This window comes from Vagococcus humatus (assembly GCF_003950325.1).
In the GTDB taxonomy this organism is placed as follows: Bacteria; Bacillota; Bacilli; order Lactobacillales; family Vagococcaceae; genus Vagococcus_C; species Vagococcus_C humatus.
Map to the genome: position 1 here is coordinate 588,117 of NZ_PXZH01000001.1, position 21,269 is coordinate 609,385.

Annotated in this window: 24 protein-coding genes and 1 pseudogene; 10 read left to right on the forward strand and 15 right to left on the reverse strand. The window is 36.5% G+C overall.

Annotated features, from left to right (window positions below; all coding sequences use genetic code 11):
• Positions 1-98 precede the first annotated feature (98 nt).
• From C7P63_RS02820 to C7P63_RS02830, 3 genes are read left to right on the forward strand one after another with little or no spacing between them, the layout of a single operon-like run.
• Positions 99-482: a GntR family transcriptional regulator gene (locus C7P63_RS02820; RefSeq protein WP_125942643.1), complete on the forward strand. Its 384-nt coding sequence runs from the start codon at positions 99-101 to the stop codon at positions 480-482.
• The gene (locus tag C7P63_RS02825) at positions 463-1,347 is read left to right on the forward strand and encodes an ATP-binding cassette domain-containing protein (RefSeq protein WP_125942644.1); all 885 of its coding nucleotides are present in this window, start codon (positions 463-465) and stop codon (positions 1,345-1,347) included. Before C7P63_RS02820 ends, C7P63_RS02825 begins: the two co-directional genes overlap by 20 nt.
• Positions 1,337-2,053: a hypothetical protein gene (locus C7P63_RS02830; protein ID WP_125942645.1), complete on the forward strand. Its 717-nt coding sequence runs from the start codon at positions 1,337-1,339 to the stop codon at positions 2,051-2,053. The genes C7P63_RS02825 and C7P63_RS02830 overlap by 11 nt, the downstream gene beginning before the upstream one ends.
• Positions 2,054-2,115: 62 nt before the next feature.
• Here the strand turns inward: C7P63_RS02830 and C7P63_RS02835 are convergent, their stop codons facing one another.
• The 12 genes and pseudogenes from C7P63_RS02835 to fabT all read right to left on the reverse strand — a co-directional run bounded on the left by C7P63_RS02835 (position 2,116) and on the right by fabT (position 11,864).
• Positions 2,116-2,907, reverse strand: coding sequence for an acetyl-CoA carboxylase carboxyltransferase subunit alpha (locus C7P63_RS02835; RefSeq protein ID WP_125942646.1), 792 nt, complete (start codon positions 2,905-2,907; stop codon positions 2,116-2,118).
• Positions 2,900-3,802, reverse strand: coding sequence for an acetyl-CoA carboxylase, carboxyltransferase subunit beta (accD, locus tag C7P63_RS02840; RefSeq protein WP_125942647.1), 903 nt, complete (start codon positions 3,800-3,802; stop codon positions 2,900-2,902). The genes C7P63_RS02835 and accD overlap by 8 nt, the downstream gene beginning before the upstream one ends.
• Positions 3,803-3,814: 12 nt before the next feature.
• Positions 3,815-5,182, reverse strand: a complete 1,368-nt coding sequence (gene accC, locus C7P63_RS02845) for an acetyl-CoA carboxylase biotin carboxylase subunit (protein ID WP_125942648.1) — start codon at positions 5,180-5,182, stop codon at positions 3,815-3,817.
• Positions 5,183-5,194: 12 nt separating this feature from the next.
• Entirely contained in the window at positions 5,195-5,623 is a 429-nt protein-coding gene (gene fabZ, locus C7P63_RS02850; RefSeq protein WP_125942649.1) for a 3-hydroxyacyl-ACP dehydratase FabZ, read from the reverse strand.
• A gap of 10 nt (positions 5,624-5,633) precedes the next feature.
• The gene (accB, locus tag C7P63_RS02855; protein ID WP_125942650.1) at positions 5,634-6,104 is read right to left on the reverse strand and encodes an acetyl-CoA carboxylase biotin carboxyl carrier protein; all 471 of its coding nucleotides are present in this window, start codon (positions 6,102-6,104) and stop codon (positions 5,634-5,636) included.
• Positions 6,101-7,348: a beta-ketoacyl-ACP synthase II gene (fabF, locus tag C7P63_RS02860; RefSeq protein ID WP_125942651.1), complete on the reverse strand. Its 1,248-nt coding sequence runs from the start codon at positions 7,346-7,348 to the stop codon at positions 6,101-6,103. The genes accB and fabF overlap by 4 nt, the downstream gene beginning before the upstream one ends.
• 10 nt (positions 7,349-7,358) lie before the next feature.
• Entirely contained in the window at positions 7,359-8,096 is a 738-nt protein-coding gene (fabG, locus tag C7P63_RS02865; RefSeq protein ID WP_125942652.1) for a 3-oxoacyl-[acyl-carrier-protein] reductase, read from the reverse strand.
• Complete coding sequence (gene fabD / locus C7P63_RS02870) at positions 8,080-9,042, reverse strand: ACP S-malonyltransferase (protein WP_125942653.1); 963 nt, start codon at positions 9,040-9,042, stop codon at positions 8,080-8,082. The genes fabG and fabD overlap by 17 nt, the downstream gene beginning before the upstream one ends.
• Positions 9,043-9,045: 3 nt before the next feature.
• The gene (fabK, locus tag C7P63_RS02875; protein ID WP_125942654.1) at positions 9,046-10,014 is read right to left on the reverse strand and encodes an enoyl-[acyl-carrier-protein] reductase FabK; all 969 of its coding nucleotides are present in this window, start codon (positions 10,012-10,014) and stop codon (positions 9,046-9,048) included.
• A 119-nt stretch (positions 10,015-10,133) separates the two neighbouring features.
• Positions 10,134-10,367 carry an acyl carrier protein gene (locus C7P63_RS02880; protein ID WP_125942655.1) on the reverse strand — a complete coding sequence of 78 codons (234 nt, stop codon included), beginning with the start codon at positions 10,365-10,367 and terminating at the stop codon, positions 10,134-10,136.
• A 53-nt stretch (positions 10,368-10,420) separates the two neighbouring features.
• Positions 10,421-11,404 carry a beta-ketoacyl-ACP synthase III gene (locus tag C7P63_RS02885; RefSeq protein ID WP_125942656.1) on the reverse strand — a complete coding sequence of 328 codons (984 nt, stop codon included), beginning with the start codon at positions 11,402-11,404 and terminating at the stop codon, positions 10,421-10,423.
• 12 nt (positions 11,405-11,416) lie between these two features.
• Positions 11,417-11,864 (reverse strand): annotated as a pseudogene (gene fabT, locus C7P63_RS02890) (fatty acid biosynthesis transcriptional regulator FabT).
• 243 nt (positions 11,865-12,107) lie between these two features.
• Here fabT and C7P63_RS02895 point away from each other — a divergent pair.
• From C7P63_RS02895 to C7P63_RS02915, 5 genes are all read left to right on the forward strand, one after another.
• Positions 12,108-12,860 carry a DeoR/GlpR family DNA-binding transcription regulator gene (locus C7P63_RS02895; RefSeq protein WP_279386791.1) on the forward strand — a complete coding sequence of 251 codons (753 nt, stop codon included), beginning with the start codon at positions 12,108-12,110 and terminating at the stop codon, positions 12,858-12,860.
• Complete coding sequence (gene pfkB, locus C7P63_RS02900; RefSeq protein WP_125942657.1) at positions 12,857-13,768, forward strand: 1-phosphofructokinase; 912 nt, start codon at positions 12,857-12,859, stop codon at positions 13,766-13,768. Before C7P63_RS02895 ends, pfkB begins: the two co-directional genes overlap by 4 nt.
• A 23-nt stretch (positions 13,769-13,791) precedes the next feature.
• Positions 13,792-15,708 carry a PTS fructose transporter subunit IIABC gene (locus tag C7P63_RS02905; protein WP_125942658.1) on the forward strand — a complete coding sequence of 639 codons (1,917 nt, stop codon included), beginning with the start codon at positions 13,792-13,794 and terminating at the stop codon, positions 15,706-15,708.
• A 190-nt stretch (positions 15,709-15,898) separates the two neighbouring features.
• Positions 15,899-16,405, forward strand: coding sequence for a C-GCAxxG-C-C family protein (locus C7P63_RS02910; RefSeq protein WP_125942659.1), 507 nt, complete (start codon positions 15,899-15,901; stop codon positions 16,403-16,405).
• A 1-nt stretch (position 16,406) separates the two neighbouring features.
• Positions 16,407-17,324, forward strand: a complete 918-nt coding sequence (locus C7P63_RS02915) for a TDT family transporter (RefSeq protein WP_125942660.1) — start codon at positions 16,407-16,409, stop codon at positions 17,322-17,324.
• A gap of 64 nt (positions 17,325-17,388) precedes the next feature.
• On the opposite strand, the gene C7P63_RS02920 is transcribed toward C7P63_RS02915, so the two are convergent.
• From C7P63_RS02920 to C7P63_RS02930, 3 genes are all read right to left on the reverse strand, one after another.
• On the reverse strand, positions 17,389-18,024 hold the full coding sequence (locus tag C7P63_RS02920) for an SdpI family protein (protein WP_125942661.1): 636 nt from the start codon (positions 18,022-18,024) through the stop codon (positions 17,389-17,391).
• 1 nt (position 18,025) lies between these two features.
• A complete protein-coding gene (locus tag C7P63_RS02925; protein ID WP_125942662.1) occupies positions 18,026-18,292 on the reverse strand; it encodes an autorepressor SdpR family transcription factor in 267 nt (88 codons plus the stop codon).
• A gap of 128 nt (positions 18,293-18,420) precedes the next feature.
• The gene (locus tag C7P63_RS02930) at positions 18,421-18,939 is read right to left on the reverse strand and encodes a VanZ family protein (protein WP_165863755.1); all 519 of its coding nucleotides are present in this window, start codon (positions 18,937-18,939) and stop codon (positions 18,421-18,423) included.
• 263 nt (positions 18,940-19,202) lie between these two features.
• On the opposite strand from C7P63_RS02930, the gene C7P63_RS02935 reads away from it, so the two are divergent.
• Positions 19,203-20,093, forward strand: coding sequence for a cation diffusion facilitator family transporter (locus C7P63_RS02935; RefSeq protein ID WP_125942664.1), 891 nt, complete (start codon positions 19,203-19,205; stop codon positions 20,091-20,093).
• 5 nt (positions 20,094-20,098) lie between these two features.
• Positions 20,099-21,235, forward strand: a complete 1,137-nt coding sequence (locus tag C7P63_RS02940) for an NAD(P)/FAD-dependent oxidoreductase (protein ID WP_243640788.1) — start codon at positions 20,099-20,101, stop codon at positions 21,233-21,235.
• Positions 21,236-21,269 lie beyond the last annotated feature (34 nt).

Genomic DNA, 21,269 nt, shown 5'->3' on the forward strand with positions numbered 1-21,269 from the left:
AAAATATTGACAGATCCTTTTATCTCTTTTATAATAAATAGCACATAATCAGTTAGTTACATGACTGATTAACCAATTATCTAAAGGAGGTTATCTCTTTGGAATTTAATTTTGATAGCACTATGCCTTTGTATCAACAAGTTGCGACTCAAATTGAAGCAGGTATTTTACAAAAAAGTTTTCCTGCCAATACACAAGTTCCCTCAACTACTGATATTTCTACTGCTTATCGTCTAAATCCAGCTACTGTGCTAAAAGGAATGAATTTATTGGTTCAAGAAGGAATTTTAGAGAAAAAAAGAGGCTTAGGCATGTTCGTTACCCCTGAAGCTAGTGCCATTATTTTAGCAAAACGAAAAAAACAGTTTACCCAAGTAACTCTGCAAACTTTTGTGAACGAAGCTTGGCAACTAGATATTTCTAAAAAAGACTTACAAACTCTTATTGAAAGTAGGTATCCAAATGAATCCACTTATCATTAGTCACCTTGACAAAAGCTTTAAAAAGAAACAAGTATTAAAAGATATTTCCTTTGTGTTAGAAGGCCCTCATATTTACGGGTTATTAGGCCGAAACGGTTCAGGGAAAAGTACCTTATTCAACTTAATTAATAATAGATTAACCCCTGATAGAGGACAAGTTTTATTAGATGGCAAACCGGTTTTAGAAGATGATGACGGCTTAGAACAACTATTTTTAGCTAACCACACTACGTTAATGAGAAAAGATGAGAAAGGCAAAGTAAAAAAATATATTAGACTAGCCAATCAATTCTATCCTGACTTTGATCAAGAACTTTGCGAACATTTAATTCGTGTGTTCGATTTAAATGTAAACACGCGAATCGATAAATTATCTACAGGCTATCAAACTATTTTTAATATTATTTTAGCTCTTTGTGTTCCTGCTTCCTTTATCTTTTTAGATGAACCGACTTTAGGATTAGATGCTAATCACCGAGAAATCTTTTATAAAGAATTGCTTACTACTTTCGCTAAACGACCAAGAACCTTCATTATCTCCACTCATTTAATTGATGAATTAGCTCAAATTATGGATCAAGTCATTTTATTAGACCAAGGTCAGATTAAATTAGCCGATAGCGTTGAAAATCTTTTAGCTCATTCTTATGCTTTAACTGGCAACCAAGAAGACATCGAAGCCTTTATGTCCAATTATCACGTGATTGGCAGTGAACGAATAGGCAACCAGTTCACCGTTTATATTTATGATACAAAAGAATTAACAGATTTACCGGATACTATTCAAAAAAGTCCTATTGACTTACAACGTGTCTTCATTGAATTAACCACTACTAGAGGAGGCTTAGATTATCATGAAGCTTAAACCGGTTTTACGTTATAATCTCCGTTATTTTTTTAAAGTTCTAATAGGAACTTTGATAGGAATCATTACGTTGTCCTTTATTCTACCCTTAGTTTTACAGTTTATTTTTTATCAAGACTTATCTTTGCCACCTATAATGGTAACAAATTTATCTTCTAGTATTACTTTTATCTTATGGGCATTTATGTTTTCCCTGATTATGCAAAACCATTATCTTTTTGCTCAGTTTCAGATTTCCAGAAAAACCCAATTTGTCGCTAATCTACTAACGATTTTATGTGTTAGTTTACTAGCTATCTTACTATTTAATTACTTGTATCCCTTAGCTTTTAGTCAATTTACTCAAGTCTCTGATCACACAAAGATCATTAGCTTTCATTCAGATCAGTCCATTAACCTATTATTAAATGCTTTATATCATTGGTTAGAATGCTTTACTACGATGGTAGGTGCTTGGTTTCTAGCAAGTCTGTCCATTCGCTTTTCTCCGATAAAAGTCTTGTTAACAGTTATAGGCTTCTTTATTGTGTTAGGTATTCTAATCATTAGTAGTGCAGGAAATTTCCCAGATAACGTTATAACCACTATCATAAATACTGCTATCTACATTTACAAACATCCAAATACTTACTGGTTAGTTTTAAGCAGTCAATCTATCTTGCTACTTTTATTCACTCGTTTGATTACTAAAAAACTACCAGCCTAATAAAAATAAAAACAACCTGTTAAGAAATGTTCACACTTCTTAACAGGTTGTTTTACTTATGCTTAAAACTTTCTAAAGCGTTCGTAACGTTGTTTTAGTAAGTCTTGTGTATCTAACTCTTGTAACTCTTTTAAATGTTTCTTTAAAAGCCTAGTCAGCTGATGATTAATAGCTAATTGGCTTAACCGTCGTCCATTTTTACTTTCTGGAATGACTTCTTCAACAATCTGAAACTTAGCTAATTCTTTAGCAGTCAATTTCATTACCTCAGCAGCTTCTCCTGCTCTTGTGCTATCTTTCCACAAAATAGAAGCAAATCCTTCTGGAGATAAAATGGAGTAAATGCTATACTCTAACATCCAAACTCTATCAGCAACACCTAAAGCCAAAGCTCCCCCACTTCCACCTTCCCCTGTAAAAATAGAAATAATAGGGGTTTTTAACTGACTCATTTCTCTTAAATTTCTAGCAATTGCTTCTCCCTCGCCTCGTTCTTCTGCTTCAATTCCGCAAAAAGCACCAGGGGTATTGACAAAAAGAATGACTGGTCGGTGAAATTTTTCCGCTTGTTTCATTAGGCGTAAAGCTTTTCGGTAACCTTCTGGATGGGGACAACCAAAATTGCGCGTGATATTTTCTTCTAAATTGCGCCCTTTTTGAATGGCAATAACGGTCACAGGCTGTCCCTGAAAAAAACCAATCCCTCCTACAACTGCTTGATCATCTCCGTAGTATCTATCTCCGTGACATTCAATAAACTCATCAAACAATGTTTCTAAATATTCAAGAGGTGTCACTCGCTGAGGGTGTCTTGCTAGCGCAACAATCTCTTGAGCAGAAAGTGTCTCAGTCATTCGTTTCCTCCTTTTTCTCTTTAGAAAGATAAGGTTGGTGTAAGGCAATTAATTTAGCTAATAATAAAGGTAATTCACGCCGAGGAACCACTTTATCTACAAAACCTTTTTCCAGTAAAAATTCTGCCCGCTGAAACTCATCAGGTAACTTTTGTTTGATCGTTTGTTCAATCACCCTTCTGCCAGCAAAACCAATCATCGCTTCAGGTTCAGCTAAGATAATATCTCCGTCCATACCAAAACTAGCTGTTACCCCTCCTGTTGTTGGATCTGTTAAAACAGATATATACAACAAGCCTGCTTCGTGGTGGCGTTGTAGAGCAAAAGAAATTTTAGCCATCTGCATTAAAGAAAAAATTCCTTCTTGCATTCTAGCTCCTCCTGAAGCGGTAAATAACACAACTGGTAAACCTGCTTCAGTAGCTCTTTCAAAAGCTCGCGTTATTTTTTCTCCAACTACTCTTCCCATACTTCCCATGATAAAGCGACTATCCATTACACCAATCACCACAGGGTACTCCCCTAAGTAGCCTTGCCCTGTTACGACGGCTTCATGGAGCCCAGTTTTTTCTTGGGTTTGTCTCACTTTTTCTTCGTATTGAGGAAAATCTAGTGGATTTTGTATCGCCAAATCTTCATCCCAATGTGTAAACTTATCTAAGTCTACCAGTAAAGCCAACCTTTCCATAGCTGTTAACCGAAAACAATAGTGACAACTTGGACATATTTTTTCCTGCCCTAAATCTTTTTGATAAATAATCTTTTGGCATTTTGGACATTTTTGCCACATATCATCTGGAACATTAGGCTGAACATAGGTAGGAGGTAAAGACCGCTCCTTTTTAGGCGTAATAGTTATATATTGTCTCTTTTTACGTTTCTTAAAAAAACCCATAGATTTATTCACCTACTTTGATTCACTCAGCCACTCACTTAAAAAAACTTCTTGAATAAACCGAGTATTATAATTTCCTGCCACTACATCTGGATGACTCACTAAATCAAATTGAAACTCTTGGTTGGTTTCAATTCCCTCTACGGAAAACTCTGCCAATGCTCGTTGCATTTTATTCAAAGCTTCCGACCGATCTCTACCATGCACAATCACTTTGGCAATCATAGAGTCGTAAAAAGGCGGAATTTGATACCCTTCATACATGCCGCTATCGACTCGCAAGCCTAATCCACCACTTGGCAACATTAACTGGTTGATTTTTCCTGGACAAGGGGCAAATTGTTGAGCAGGATTTTCTGCATTAAGCCGACACTCGATACTATGACCAGTGATATTTATATCTTCTTGTTGGTAACTTAAAGGATACCCATAAGCTATTTGAAGCTGTTCTTTGACAATATCTACTCCTGTCACCATTTCAGTAATGGGATGCTCCACTTGAATACGGGTATTCATCTCCATAAAATAAAACTCCCCTGACTCATCCATTAAAAACTCAATTGTGCCTGCATTTTGATACGCCACAGCCTGAGCTGCTGTCAACGCTGTTTGACAAATAGCTGACCGAGTTTTTTCATCCAACGTAGGGGAAGGCGTTTCTTCCATGACTTTTTGGTTGTTGCGCTGTAAAGAACAATCTCGTTCACCTAAATGAATCACATGGCCTAATTGATCCCCTAATATTTGGACTTCAATATGCTTCGCTGGGTCAATAATTTTTTCGATATACATGGTGGTATCACCAAAAGCTGCCAAAGATTCTTTCTGGGCTGAGTTAAATTGCTCTGTCAATTCAGCTAAATTATTTAAACGTCTAATCCCTTTACCGCCACCACCAGAAGCTGCCTTTAACATAATAGGAAAATCAATTTCTCTCGCTATTTTTTGGGCTTCTTCTAAGGTGTAAATTCCCTGATCACTACCTGGAATTACCGGTACATTATGCTGAATCATGATTTGTCTAGCTGCAACTTTATCTCCTAGATCTCGAATGGTTTGACTAGTAGGTCCTATAAAAATCAACCCACATTCTTCACACATTTCAGCAAACTGAGCATTTTCAGATAAAAAACCAAACCCAGGATGAATACCCTGGGCTCCTGATACCATAGCCACACTTAATAATTGTTGCATATTTAAATAGGATTCAGTTGTTTTAGCAGGTCCAATACAGTAAGCTTCGTCAGCTAACAGTACATGTAACGCTTCTTTATCTGCTTGTGAATAAACCGCAACTGTTTCAATGCCTAATTCCTGACAGGCACGAATAATTCTAACAGCAATTTCTCCCCGATTAGCAATCAATACTTTTTGAAACACTCTAATCAGCTCCTATGCCCCAATAATAAAGGTCATTAATGCCTCGCATACTTTTTTATCTTCTACATAGGCGACAGCTTTTCCAACCCCAATATTTTTCTTTTGTTTAATAATGTCCATTTCCATTCTTAATACATCTCCAGGTACGACTTTTTGACGGAACTTCACTTTGTCAATGCCGCCTAAGTAACCTGTTTTCCCTTCAAACTCTTCTGTTTTCAGTAAAGGAATAGAACCAGTTTGAGCTAAAGCTTCTAAAATTAACACTCCTGGCATCACTGGTTCCCCTGGAAAATGTCCAGGGAAGAAATGTTCATTATAAGTAACATTTTTTATTGCGACCACTCGTTTTCCTGGGATTAACTCAATTACTTTGTCTACCATCATAATAGGATAACGATTGGGAATAATTTCCATAATTTCTTGTACATTTAATTGCATGATTTTCCTCCTAGCCAATACGGAACAAAGGTTGTCCGTATTCCACTACTTCTTCATTTTTTACATATATTTCTAAAATATCCCCAGCCACTGTGCTAGGTATTTCATTCATCACTTTCATTGCTTCTACAATACATAGCACGTCTCCTTTAGAAACGTGACTCCCTATTTTTTGATAAGGAGGAGCTTCCGGAGAGCTACTTAAATAAACGACTCCTACAAGAGGAGAGGTAATCACTTCTCCTACCACTTCTTTGGTAATCGGTGCAGTCACTTCTTCAGCAGGTTTAGTCTGAACCTTTTTCGGTTGACTTAAATTAACTGCTGTTTTTTCTTTTTCTGGTAAAGAACCCTGTTCCCTTGTTTCATTTTGCGACTGTTTGCTTAAAATTAAAGAACTAGTATCTTCTTGCCACTGAAAGTACTGAACATCTGATTCATCAACTAATTGAAGCAATTCTTTGACTTCTTCTATGTTCATTCCTTTTCAGCTCCTTCCCATTTTTTCAAACAAATCACTGCATTATGTCCCCCAAAACCAAGAGAATTACTTAACGCATAGCGTACTGGCTTACTTTTTCCCTGTTTTGGTGTATAATCTAAATCACAATCTTCACTAGGTGTTTCAAGTCCCATTGTTGGTGGAATATAGTCATGTTGAATTGCGGCAACGCACGCCAATGCTTCTACAACGCCTGCAGCTCCTAACAAATGTCCCGTCATACTTTTGGTGCTTGAAATACTAGTGTGATAAGCTTCTTCTTTTAAAGCGTATTTAATTGCTGTGGTCTCTGCTCCGTCATTGGTTGGAGTACTAGTTCCATGAGCATTCACATAATCCACTTCTTCTGGCGTAATACCTGCCTCTGCCATAGCCAGTTCCATACAACGACCTGCTCCGTGTCCATTTGGATTTGGGCTGGTAATATGATAACTATCACAGTTTGACCCGTATCCTACCACTTCACCGTAAATGTTAGCTCCGCGATTTAACGCATGCTCTAACTCTTCTAAAACTAACACCCCTGCGCCTTCTCCCATAACAAAACCACTACGATTTTGATCAAAAGGACGAGAAGCAATTTTAGGATCTGTTTCTTTTGTTAAAGCAGTTAAAGCAGCAAAGCCTGCTATGCCAATCTCACAAATAGTTGCCTCTGCTCCTCCTGCTAACATCACATCTTGGTAACCATGTTTAATTTGTCTAAAAGCATCTCCAATAGCGTTAGTACTTGAAGCACAAGCTGTCACTACTGAACTACACACTCCCTTAGCTCCCACATGAATGGCAATATTGCCTGCAGCCATGTTCCCAATCGCCATAGGAACAAAAAATGGTGCCACTCGTTTAGGTCCTTTATCATGCATTCTAATAACTTGATCTTGAATAGTGGTCATGCCACCTATTCCTGAACTAACCATCACGCCAAAGCGGTGAACATCCAGTTGCTCAAGATTTAATTGACTGTCAAAAAATGCTTGCTTCGCTGCAGCTACTCCATAAACAGAAAATAAATCCATCCGTTTCGTTTCTTTTTTATCCATATATAATGTCGGATCAAAATCTCTAACTTCTGCTGCAACTGTTACTCCTGTATCTGTGGCATCAAATTTTTCAATCGGTTGAATACCAACTTGACCTTTTAACACATTAGCCATAAATTCATGGGCTGTATTTCCTAAAGGCGTAATCGCTCCTACACCTGTAATCACTACACGTTTCATATTGACCTCCCTAACCTTGCATCACCATACCGCCATCTACATTGATTACTTGCCCAGTTATATACCGATGTTCTGCTAAAAATAAAGCCACTTTCGCTACATCTTCTGGACTTCCTAATCGTTTTAAAGGAATTTGGTCTTGTATGGTTTCTTTCATTCTGTCATTCATTGCTTCTGTCATATCTGTTTCAATAAAACCTGGTGCAATAGCATTACAAGTAATTTGGCGTGAGGCTAACTCTTTAGCAACTGATTTGGTTAACCCAATCATGCCTGCTTTACTAGCAGCATAGTTAGCTTGTCCCACATTACCAACTTCCCCAATCACACTAGCTATATTAATAATCGTGCCAAAACGTTGTTTCATTAAAATTGGTGTCACTTGTTGAATCATGCGAAAACTACCAGTTAAATTCACATCAATCACTTGTTCAAATTGCTCTTCTTTCATTCTAAGTAACAAAGTATCTTGGGTAATACCAGCATTATTTACTAGTACATCAATTTGACCAAATGCGTTCATTCCTTCTTTGATAATTCTTTTAGCATCTTCTAAATGTTGAACATTTCCTGGAACGTAGATAACTTGTCCCTTATAAGCAGCAAAACTTGCTAACAAGTCTGGCGCTTCATTTTGTCTACCATTTAACACAAGATTAGCCCCAGCTTTAGCAAAGGCCTCAGCAATCCCTCTGCCAATTCCTTTGGTACTCCCTGTTACTATCACTGTTTTATTTTCCCACATAATGTGTCTCCTTTAATTGAGAAGCTTGAAGCTCTTCGATTGTTTTTTCAAAAGAAGCAAGATTCTCCACCTGTAATACTTTTATTTCTCGGTTGGTTTGTCTGACAAATTGACTTAATACTTTGCCTGGTCCCACTTCAATCACATGAGTTACCCCAGTTTTAAAGCAAGTCTCCATCGTTTTTTCCCACTGAACGGCTTGATACATTTGTTGGGTTAAAAGATGAGGGAGTTGTTTTTCATCTGTGGTGATGTCCCCTGTCACATTACTGACTATAGGCAGTTGTAAAGGCTGAAATGTCACCTGATCTAAAGACTTCGCAAATAAGTGAGAAGCCGGTTCTAATAAAGGTGTATGAAAAGGACCACTCACTTTTAGTGGCAAGACTTTTTTGTATCCTCTATCTTTTAATAGTTGAACAGCCTGAGTCACTCCGCTAGTGTCACCACCAATAACGACTTGCTTTTCCGTATTAAAATTAGCAGGAACTACTACCCCTTCACTAGAAGCTAAGTCGCAAACTTCTTGAATAACTTCTTTAGGCGTATTTAGAACTGCTACCATTTTCCCAACACCTTGGGGAATCCCTTGTGACATAATCTTTCCTCTAGCCATAACTAAAGGCAGGCCTTGTTCAAAAGGAAGTGTGCCACTAGCAGTTAAAGCTGCGTATTCACCTAAGCTTAGACCAGCTACTATATCTGCTTTTATCCCTGCTTCTTGTAGTAAGGCATAAGCAGCCACACTCATGGTATAAATTAAAGGCTGGGTATAGGCGGTATCATTCAACTTATCTGTTGGTTGAAAAACTAAGGATTCATAAGTTTCAGGCAGCCAGTGATTAGCTTGGTGAATAATTTCTTTAAACTTAGGGAAGTGATGATACAATTCTTCTCCCATCCCTGTATACTGAGCACCTTGTCCGCTAAAGAAACAAGCAATTTTCATCAATTATCTCTCCATCCATTTTAGCGTCGACTGGTTTAATTGATCTTCCCAGCCAGTCATTAATTCTTGAATAATATCAGAACAGGTTTGATTTTCTTGCTTAAACATCCCTGCAATCTGACCAGACATCATAGAACTGTTTTGGGTATCTCCGTCTACTACAGCCCGTTTTAATGCCCCATTCCCTAAATCTTCTAATCTGTCCCAATTTGGTTCAGCCTTACCGCCTTCTTCTCGCTCTGCTTTTAGATACGTTCTAGTTAATTTATTTCGTAAACCTCTAACAGGGTGGCCAGTTAAAAGTCCAGTGACATCTGTGTCGATATCTTTGGCTTTTAAAACCGCTTGTTTATAGTTTTCATGAGCGGTACATTCTTTAGAAATTAAAAAGCGCGTGCCTAATTGAACAGCCTCTGCTCCTAATAACATGGCAGCAGCAACACCTCTACCATCTCCAATTCCCCCTGCTGCAATCACTGGGATTGTCACTGCATCAACTACTTGAGGAACTAAGGTCATAGTAGTACTTTTCCCAATATGACCTCCTCCTTCCATGCCTTCAACTACTACTGCATCAGCTCCGTCTTTTTCCATACGGCGTGCTAAAGCAACAGAAGCCACAACGGGAATCACAATAATCCCTGCTTCTTTAAATTTTTGCATATATTTAGCTGGAGAACCGGCTCCAGTAGTAATTACTTTTATTTTCTCTTCACAAACCAAGTCAACAATGTCTTCCACATGAGGAGACATTAACATTATATTGACTCCAAAAGGTTTGTTAGTTAATTGTTTGGCTTTTTGGATTTGTTTATGTACAAATTCTTTTGGAGCATGTCCAGAAGCGATAATACCTAAGCCACCTGCTTCTGATACAGAACTAGCTAAAGTAGCTTCTGCTACCCATGCCATAGCTCCTTGAAAAATCGGATACTCAATTCCTAATAGCTCACAAATCATCGATTTTTTCATGCGGTTGTCCTTCCAATTTATCAGATTAAAGCCACTATTTAGATGAGTGGGCTTATTTTAGACTAAAAATTATCCTACTCAAATCAGTGATAGATTTGAGTAGGCTTTAAGTAAGATGATTATTTATTGTTTAATTGTGCTTCAACGTAATTAACTAGGTCTTGTACTGTAGATAAACCTTCGTCTGTTTCTAGTTGCACATCAAATTCATCTTCAATATCATTCATAATTTGGAAAATATCTAAGCTATCTGCTTCTAAATCTTCACGGAAAGAAGTAGTTGCTTGAACTTCTGCTTCCTCTTTTCCTAATTGATCTACGATAAGTGATTGAATTTTTTCAAATGTTGTCATGATGTTCCTCCAAAATTTTAGTCATTTTTTATTTTATTTATGATGAAGCTTGGCTAAAGAGAGAGTAATATACTTCCCCAAGTCAAGCCACCTCCGAATCCAGTGAGCAAAACCTTTTGCTCAGAACCTAGCTTTAGAATACCTTGTTCCACACAGTCATCTAGCAGTATAGGAATGGATGCTGCGGATGTATTCCCATACCTTTCCATATTAACTGGCAATTTAGCTAATGGAATCTCCGTCTTATGACTAATTCCTTCCACTATGCGTAAATTAGCTTGATGAAGTAAACAAGCATCTAAATCAGTTGGTAATAAATGGTTATCCTTTAAAATAGTGGAAATGTTCTCTGTTACAGTATTCAATGTAAACTGAAACACTTGCCGACCATCCATAGTTAAGTATGGGCTTAACCTTTCTTCCTGTTTTACCCAAGGGTTGTTAATCAGAAATGGGCGTGCTTGTAACGCCTGTCCCCTGGAACCATCACTTCCTAATTTTTCAGCTAAAAATTGCGACTTTCCTGCTACTGCTTCAAGTAACACTCCTGCTGCTCCGTCCCCAAACAACACACTAGTTCTTCGGTCCTGCCAGTCAAGAAGTTTAGACATCACTTCTCCTCCAATGACTAGTCCTTTTTGATAAGAACCACTTTGAATTAATTTTTCTCCAAGGGATAAGCCATAAACAAAGCCAGAGCAAGCACTATTAATGTCAAAACACATAGCCTGGGTTGCCTTAATTTCTCCTTGAACTAAACAAGCAGTCGACGGCATTCCAAAATCTCCTGTCATGGTTGCTACAATAATAAAGTCAAGATCTAAGGGAGATAGATTGGCTTTTTTTAACAATTTTTGAGCGACTTTCGTGCATAATTCATGCGTATTTTCTGTTTCAGCAATAAATCGTTGACCAATACCTGTGCGAGATAAAATCCATTCATCAGAAGTTTCTAACCAACTAGGTAAATCTTGATTAGTCACACATTTGTCAGGGAGATATTTAGCAGTTTGAGTTATTCTTGGATACGTTGTCATGCTCTAACCTCTCTACTTCTCATAACTTTCATGTAAAAAATCATGTAAATTTTTTAACCCTTTAACTACCGCTTGCCTTTCGTCTGTATCAAGACCTTTAAGGGCAGCATTCACCATAGTTTGATGAAACTTTTGATGAACTCGGTAGAATAATCTTCCACGATTGGTTAACTTCAGATGAACCACTCGCCGATCTTGTTCATTGCGAACTCTTTCCACATAGCCTTTTTTTAACTAAGTTTTTAATAGCAATGGTTAAAGTTCCTCCAGTAATGGAAAGCTCTTTAGCTACCTCAGTGGCTGTTTTTTGATTATGTAGACCAATAGCTTCTATCGTATGCATCTCTTTTATGCTTAAATCACTAAACTGACTTTTTTTAAGTTCAGTTTCTTCAATCGTCATAATGTCGTTAAACACACTGACTAAATAATCATTAATTTCTTTTAAACTCGCTTCCATGATAATCTCCTATCTCATAAATGATTATCGTTAATACTTTGATAATCAAATCATTTGATAATCAAAGTATATGGGATTGTTTTCTATTTTGCAATCTTTTTTTGAAAATTTTTTATTTATTTTTTTCTTTTCTTATTAATAACCTATTAATTTGTCCTGTGAATGATTTTTACCGTTTTAGACTGTTTATGATTGTTTTTTGGTTTTTAGCATGCTATTATGTAGGGGAAAGGAATGATGTATGTGCTTACTGAAGAAAGACAACAACGAATCCTTGATTATTTAGCTACAGAAAAAATTGTTAAATCTCATGATTTAGTCACTCGCTTACAAACATCTGAATCAACTATTAGACGGGATTTAAGTGATTTAGAAGCAGCAGGTAAATTGATTCGTATTCACGGCGGAGCCAAGTTAATCGCCAAAGTGGACGCTGAAGAAAACCTATTAGAAAAATCGGTCAAAAACACTCAAGAAAAACAACTTATTGCTCAAGCTGCTGCCAGCTTAGTCAAAGACCAAGATATTATTTATTTAGATGCTGGTTCTACCACTTATGAAATGATTCCTTATTTAAAAGATAAAGACTTATTAGTAGTGACTAATTCGGTCAAACATGCCACTTTATTAGCTGACTATCAGCTGGCAACTATTATCATTGGGGGCATGATTAAGTTATCCACCCAAGCAATCATTGGGGCTCATAGTGTCAAACAACTGGAACAATTCAGACTAGATCACGCTTTTATGGGTATGAATAATCTACATGCTGATTATGGTTATACTACTCCAGACATAGAAGAAGCCACGATGAAACGCACTGCGATGAATCAGGCTGAAAATGTTTGGGTACTAGTAGATCATACTAAGTTTGGTGGTACTTCGTTTGCTCAAGTTGCCACTTTAGATAAGGCCACTATTTTAACGGATTATTGTCCAAAAGAAGTCTTGGACAGCTTTACACAAAAAACAACTATAAAGGAGTTTATGTCATGATCTATACCGTTACGTTAAATCCTTCTATTGACTACATTGTTCACGTCGATGATTTTAAAGAAGGACAACTAAATAAAACCAAGCAAACCATTAAATTACCTGGTGGAAAAGGAATTAATGTTTCACGTATTTTAAATCGCTTAGGTACCCCTTCCCTTGCTTTAGGCTTTTTAGGTGGATTTACTGGAGAATTTATTCAAGATTGGTTAACAAAAGAAGGTATTCAAACAACCTTTACCCAGATTGCTGATGACACTCGGATTAATATTAAATTAAAAAGTCAAACAGAAACAGAAATTAATGGAAACGGGCCCAAATTAACTTCTGAAGAAATACAACAATTTAAAGAACAACTTAATCAGGTGACTAAAGGAGATATTGTTGTTTTTTCTGGCAGTATGCCACCTAGTCTACCTAGTCATTTTTATGCTGAACTCATTCAGTTAGTCAAAGAAAAACAAGGGGAATTTGTCATTGATACAACTGGTGACTCGCTGCTGCAGGCGTTAAAAGAAAAACCCTTATTAGTAAAACCTAATCATCATGAATTAGCGGATATGTTCCAAGTAACATTCTCATCCCTTGAAGATATCTTTCCATATGGGAAAAAACTAGTAGAAATGGGAGCGCAACAAGCCTTAGTTTCTCTTGGTGGTGAAGGTGCCTTACTGTTTACTGCTACACATATTTATTATGCTAGCGCCCCTAAAGGCATTCTTAAAAATTCTGTTGGTGCTGGCGATTCCATGGTAGCTGGTTTTATTCATGGTTTACAGCAAACTAACCAACCAGAAGAAGCCTTTCGTTATGGTGTAGCTTGTGGTAGTGCTACTGCTTTTTCTGATGATTTAGCTACTTACCAAGCCATTCAAGACGTTTATGACACTGTTGCTATTCACTGTTACTAATTATCTAGAAAGAAGGTTTTTTTATGAAAATGACTCAACTCTTTACCCCAGATACGATGATTTTAGATTTAGCTGCTACAACGAAAAGAGAAGCCATTGATGAAATGGTAGCCACTTTAAAAAAAGCTCACCGTATTTCTGATGACGCTGTTTTTAAACAAGGTATTTTAGATAGAGAAGCTCAAACTACAACTGGCTTAGGTGACGGAATTGCCATGCCTCATGCTAAAAATAGTGCAGTCCTAGAGCCGACTGTTCTCTTTGCCAAAAGTCAAAAAGGAGTCGATTACGAAGCCTTAGACGGACAACCTACTTATTTATTTTTCATGATTGCAGCACCAGAAGGAGCTAACGACACTCACTTAAAAGCTTTAGCTGCTTTAAGTCGGTTATTAATGCATCAAGAGTTTGTGAATGACTTGAAACAGGCAACCACAGCTGAACAAGTCTTTACCTTGTTTGATCAAGCAGAAAAACAACTGGATCAAAAAGAAGCAGCTAGCCAACAAGAACCAATAGCTAGCCAAGATACCCCTTATATTTTAGCAGTCACTGCTTGTCCAACTGGAATTGCTCATACTTATATGGCAGAAGACGCTTTAAAAGAAAAAGCTAAAGAGATGGGCATTCGGATAAAGGTAGAAACTAATGGATCAGATGGGATTAAACACGCTTTAACAGAAGAAGATATTAACCAAGCGACAGGGATTATTGTGGCAGCAGATAAGCAAGTAGCCATGAGTCGCTTTGACGGAAAACCTTTAATTAATCGTCCAGTAAGTGACGGGATTAGAAAGCCTGAGCAATTAATTCAAACTATTTTAGACGGCTCAGCACCTATTTACCGAGCTAAAGCTCAAGATAAAACCCAAAAAGAAGCTAGCTCTGATACAACTGGTTCACTTGGTTCACAAATCTATAAACATTTAATGAACGGTGTTAGTCATATGCTGCCTTTTGTTATTGGTGGTGGGATTGCTATCGCCTTAGCCTTTATGATTGACCAATTTATGGGGGTTCCTCAAGCCCATTTAAGCGAATTAGGTAGCTATCATCAAGCTGCTGCTTGGATGAAAGAAATTGGCGGAGCTGCTTTTGGCTTTATGTTACCTGTTTTAGCTGGTTTTATTGCTCAAAGTATTGCAGATCGTCCTGGTTTAGTGGCTGGTTTTGTGGCTGGTTCTTTAGCTGCTACTGGTGGGGCTGGTTTTCTAGGAGCTTTACTAGGTGGATTTATTGCAGGATATGTGATGATTGGGTTGAAACACTTACTAGGAAAACTACCTAAATCCTTAGAAGGTATTAGAACTATCTTATTCTATCCGGTTTTTGGTGTGATTATTACAGGTGGTTTGATGTTATTAGTTAACATTCCTATGCAGGCTATTAACAATGGATTAAATAACTTTTTAAACGGTTTGTCTGGCGCAAACGCTGCTCTACTTGGTGCTTTATTAGCAGGGATGATGGCTATTGACTTAGGGGGTCCTATTAATAAAGCTGCTTATGTTTTTGGTACAGGAACACTAGCTACAACAGTTGCTACTGGAGGAAGTCCTATGATGGCTGCAGTGATGGCTGGAGGAATGGTTCCTCCCCTTGCTATCTTTTTTGCCACTCGTTTCTTTAAACAAAAATTTAGTGAAAAAGATCAACAAGCTGGTTTAACCAATGTTATTATGGGAGCTTCTTTTATTACTGAAGGAGCGATTCCCTTTGCGGCTGCCGATCCTTTGCGAATGATTCCAGGATTTGTTGTTGGTTCTGCTTTAACCGGAGCATTGGTTAGTGGTTTTGGCATTAAACTTATGGCACCTCACGGAGGAATCTTTGTTATTTTGTTAATCAATAAACCTTTATTGTTCCTTTTATTTGTTTTACTAGGTTCCCTAGTTAGCTCAATAATTATTGGCACAATGAAAAAAGATACTCGTAACTAAGAGCTAATCTATTAACTAAGCTAAAAGGAAAGATGATGATCATCTTTCCTTTTTTTATGTTATTTTACTAACACGACTAGTTAAAAATTAGATTAATATTAGCTAAAAAACATATCTTAATTGCTTAGCTACTATTAGGTTAGTGATATAATGAACACAACAAATTTTTATTTTAAAGGAGCCCTATTTTATGGAAAAACAAGCCTATTTAGAAATGGTAAGAGAAGTTGCTGAAGAATATTTTCGCTCTGGAACTTATTATTGTTCGGAAGCAGTAGTTGAAACAATCAATGATGTATTAGGTAAACCTTATGAGGATGATGTTGTCCGCTTAGCCTCTGGTTTTCCGATTGGTATGGGAAAAGCCCAATGCTTATGCGGAGCTGTTTCTGGTGGCCAAATTGGTTTAGGTATGGTTTACGGTCGTAAAAAAGGTGAACCAATGGATCCAGAGATGTTTGAGATAGCTAAAGGCCTTCATGACTATGTCAAAGAAGAATACCGTTCTTGCTGTTGCCGAGTTATCACAAGACAATGGGCAGGAGATGACTTTAAATCAGAAGGAAGAAAACAACACTGTATTGCCATTACTGGTAATGTAGCTGTTTGGGTTGTGAATGAATTAATCGAAAAAGGTAAAATTGATTTAGCTACTGCCCCAATCCTTCAAGTAGAAAAACCTGCTAGCGAGGCTTAGCATGAAAAAATATTTAAATGCTCTGCCCTTACCTGCATCTGCTCTTGGGTTAAGTTGTATTGGATTAGCTAATTTATATAGTAACTTACCTATTTTACCTCATATTTTTCTAGTAGTTGGTCTACTAATATTACTAGCTATTGGGATGAAAATCTTAGGAAATTTTGCTGCTTTTCAAGAGCAAATGACCTTAGTTCCGATTGCTTCAACTTTTGGTACCTTTAGTATGGGACTTATTCTTTCAGCCAAGCCCTTGATGGCTTATTCTCCCCTACTTTCAAAAGGAATTTGGGGTCTTGGATTAATCATTCAACTTGCTTTAATTATTTATTTTACTGCAACCTTTGCCCGTAAAAAAAAGTTGGAGCTAGTCTTACCTTCTTGGTTTATTGTTTATGTAGGGATTGTTACTGTATCAATGACTGCCCCACTTTTCCAAGCCTTTCTTTTAGGTAAACTTATTTTTTGGTTTGGTTTTATCGCTTTCTTTATTTTATTGCCTATTATAATTAAACGTTTGAAAAAGATGCCCTTACCTAAACCCTTAGCTTATACCATTGGAATTATGGCAGCCCCTGCTTCCCTAAATTTAGCAGGCTATTTAAGTGTTTTTGAAACAAAAAATATGGCCTTTGTCATGTTCCAACTATTATTAGCTAGTGCTTTATATGTATACGTTCTTTTTCAATTACCTAAACTTGTCCGCTTACCCTTCTCACCTGCCCAAGTAGGTTTGACTTTTCCATTAGTTATCTCAGCGACTGGTATGAAAATGAGTAGTGTTTATTTCACTCATTTCTGGCCACAGTTAGGACAAGTTTTTTCTATGATCCTCTTAATAGAATTAGTTATAGCCACTATAAGTGTGTTATGGGTACTAAAAAATTATAGCAAATTAGTCTTCTTTCCTAATCATTAATTATTTGGACAAACAAACACTCACACTTGACTTAGAAATCATGTGTGAGTGTTTTTCCTTTTATTTAATGACCTAACTCTGCTTTATAAAGCAAATAAGAATAAAGAGTCGGCAAAATAATAGCTACCCCAGTTAAAATTAAAAAACTCCAAATAACAAAAAAGAAGCTACTTAAAATCATGCATAATCCTGTAATAACCCAAACTTTACCAGCAAATCGGTGAGTTTTTTGCCAATTGTCAGAACTGTTTAAAGTCCAAGGAAGACGAATACCTACTGTATAATTTTGCTTCACTTTAGGCAGATAATTACCAATTATCACAAATAAAATACCTAAGAATAATTTCACAATAAAGCCTACATTAATAGGATAACCTAAAGCCATTCCGTAACTAATACTTGTCATCATGACAGAAATAACCGGTATGATCCATAAGACTACTCGAAACATTTTAGGACTTATTTGGCTTTTCTTTGGATCTTTTAATGTCATAAAAACAGAAAACAGATGAAAACCTAATAAAATAACTGGCATACCAAACACAGCAAACATTTTACTACTTACTCCGTCAACTTCATTGTATTGATTAAAATGAGTAGGAATAGTCTCTGGCAGACGTTTCCATAAAAATAACCCAACTAATATTGGAAATAAAATAACTAAACTAGTTATAGCAATACTTTTTTTATATTGAGACATGTTATTTTCCTTCTTTCAGCTCAGTAAACCACATCATGACCTCTTCTACCACAGATGTGTTTAGCTCGTAATACACATAATTTTTATACTTACTTTCCGTTACTAAATCAGCTTTTTTTAATACCGTTAGATGATATGAAATGGTTGCAGCGCTCATCTCAAATTGCTTACTAATTTCTCCAGCAGATAACTTGCCATGTTTTAACAAGTCTAAAATTTTTCTTCGCTCCGGAGCAGCTAAAGCCTTAAAAGTTTCTGAGACACCCAACTAACTCCCTCCTAACCTATTTAGAATTTTATCTAAATAGGTTATATCATATTCCGAGAAAAAAAGCTATCTATTTCTTCCTCAATAAAAAAAGTAGTTAGTTTTTTATAAACTAACCACTCTTTTTATTAATTAGCTATTAAAAGAAGAATTTCTAAAAGAATAATTGGAATACCAACCACACCACTAATGATCGTGACCCACTTGGCTGTTTTTTCTTCATGATGGGTTAATTTATTTAACAAATGATAACAGCCTATACCAATTAAGCCACCTAAACTATTTAGGATGATGTCATCTATATCACTACTACCTAAAGAAGCGAAATATTGAATTATTTCAATTACTAAACTCGTTAACACTGTTAAACCAAATAGTTTTTGCCAAGCTTTTTTAGGAAATAATGTCGAAAGATAAACACCTAAAGGCACAAACATCAAAATATTTCCCCAAATATTCATATCTATTAAACGAATGGTCCCAAAACCATTATCAACAAATAAATAACTCTTAATTGACTGAAAAGGAACTAAATTAACACTTCTCACCTGGCTACCAATTCGAAAGAAAAATACTGTGTTTAATAATATAGCAAGATAGCCTAGTAACACTAACCAAAAAACAACTGAATAAACTTTTTTCTTCACGCTATTTTCTCCTTTCCCACAAGTCTTATGACACTCTCTATTAAGTCTAACAAATAAATAACTCGGATTCCTCTTACGAAAGATGTAAATACTTTTAAGACTAAAGTCCTAGAAACAAAATATCCTCTATTAATTTTCACAAAAATGTATCCCTTTTCTTAGTTAAACAACTCTTATTATTTCGGTTTCCCTTAATCATAGAGTTTTCATTTTCATTTTGCTATAATGGAATACATAGTTTTTCAAAAAGGAGGATGTCTTTGATGTTAGAAGAAAGATATCGAGAACTCCGGATTGCTGAAAAAGGAGCACTAATTAGTATTTTTGCTTATATTTTAATTGCCACGCTTAAATTAAGTGTAGGGAAATGGGCAAACTCTGAAGCTCTTCAAGCAGACGGATTAAATAACTTTACAGACATTTTAGCTTCTATTGCTGTTTTAATCGGCTTACGGTTAGCTAGAAGACCAGCAGACGCTGAACACCGATATGGTCACTGGAAAGTAGAAAATGTAGCTAGTATGATTACCTCATTTATTATGGTACTAGTTGGTCTACAAGTTTTTGCTACCTCTATCCAAACTATGTTACATGGCCGAGAAGATAATCCTGATGCGATTGCTGGCTTAGTCGGAATTGTTTCAGCCATTATCATGTACGGTGTTTATACTTACAACAACAAATTAGCTCATTCAGTTAAAAGTGGTGCCTTAAAAGCTGCAGCCAAGGACAATTTATCTGATGCTTTAACCAGTATTGGGACATCGATAGCCGTCTTTGCTTCATTCTTCCACTTATATTGGTTAGATAACTTGGCAGCTATCGTTATTGGGATTATCATTATTAAAACTGGTTTTGAAATCTTCCAAGAAAGTGCCTTTTCTTTATCCGATGGTTTTCCTGATGAGGATTTACTAGCTTATAAACAAGATGTGTTAAAAATACCAGGTGTCAAAGGAGTTAAATCCATTCGAGGAAGAAGTTACGGAGCAATGACTTTTATTGATATTGTGGTTTACATGGATGCCTATTTATCCGTAAAGGAAAGTCACAGCATTACCGAAGAAATCGAACAATTATTACAAGATTCTTATCAAGTCTTTGATACAGATGTTCACGTTGAACCTTGCCCAAATTCGGAATGTCAGGAGTAATGAACATGACTATAATAGTAGTAGGTGGTGGTATTGTTGGCAGTACTACTGCTTTTTATTTACAAAAAACTGGCCATAAAGTAACACTTATTGATAAACAAACAGGGCAAGCTTCAAAAGCTGCAGCAGGAATTATTTCCCCTTGGTTATCTCAAAGAAGAAATCAAAATTGGTATCAGTTAGCTAGATTAGGGGCAGCTTTTTATCCTACCTTACTAAAAGATACTGGAACAGTTCATGCTAGTGCTTACCAACAAGTGGGAACTCTTTTATATAAGAAAAAACACACATTACTAGATAAACTCACTGACTTAGCTCATACACGAAAACAAACAGCGAAAGAAATTGGAGAAATTGCACAACTTTCTGTAACAGATATTCAAGAAATATTTCCATTAATCCAGCATTCTTCTGAAGCTTTATTTGTGTCAGGTGGTGCCCGAGTTGACGGAAGTAAGTTAGTAGCTTCTATTCAACAAGCCTTCTGTCAATTAGGAGGACAATACCTAGAGGACTGTGCCGAAAAAATCACCCCTCTCCCTAACTCTAAATGGCAAGTACAGCTAGAAACAGGACCTGTTTTAACTAGCCAACAATTAGTATTAACAGTTGGAGCCTGGTTACCTCAGCTGTTGACTCCTTTAGGTTACCAAGTTGATGTTCATCCTCAAAAAGGACAGTTAGCTGTTTATCAATTAGATAAGTATCAAGCTAATACAGCCTCTTGGCCAGTCATTATGCCTTACGGGGAAGGAGATATTATTCCCTTTTCTAATGGCCGATTTCTGATTGGGGCAACACATGAAAATGATCAAGGCTTTGATTTAACTCCTTCTTTAAAGAAGTTAGAACCGATGTTAACTAATCTAACTCAGTGGTTACCTGACTTACCTACTTGGCCTATTCAGACTATCCAAGTAGGAACTAGGGCATTTACTTCAGATTATCTGCCATTTTTTGGTCCATTATCTTCACATGATACTTGTTATGTAGCTAGTGGATTAGGTTCTTCTGGTTTAACAACTGGCCCTATTATTGCTAAAACTTTAGCGGATATGATTAATCACCAGCCTACTGTGGTACCAGTTGAAAACTATACACCTGACCCTTATATTCAACAACTTAACTCTTCCCACATATAAAAATAAGACTTTCTAGTTCCTACATAAGGATTAG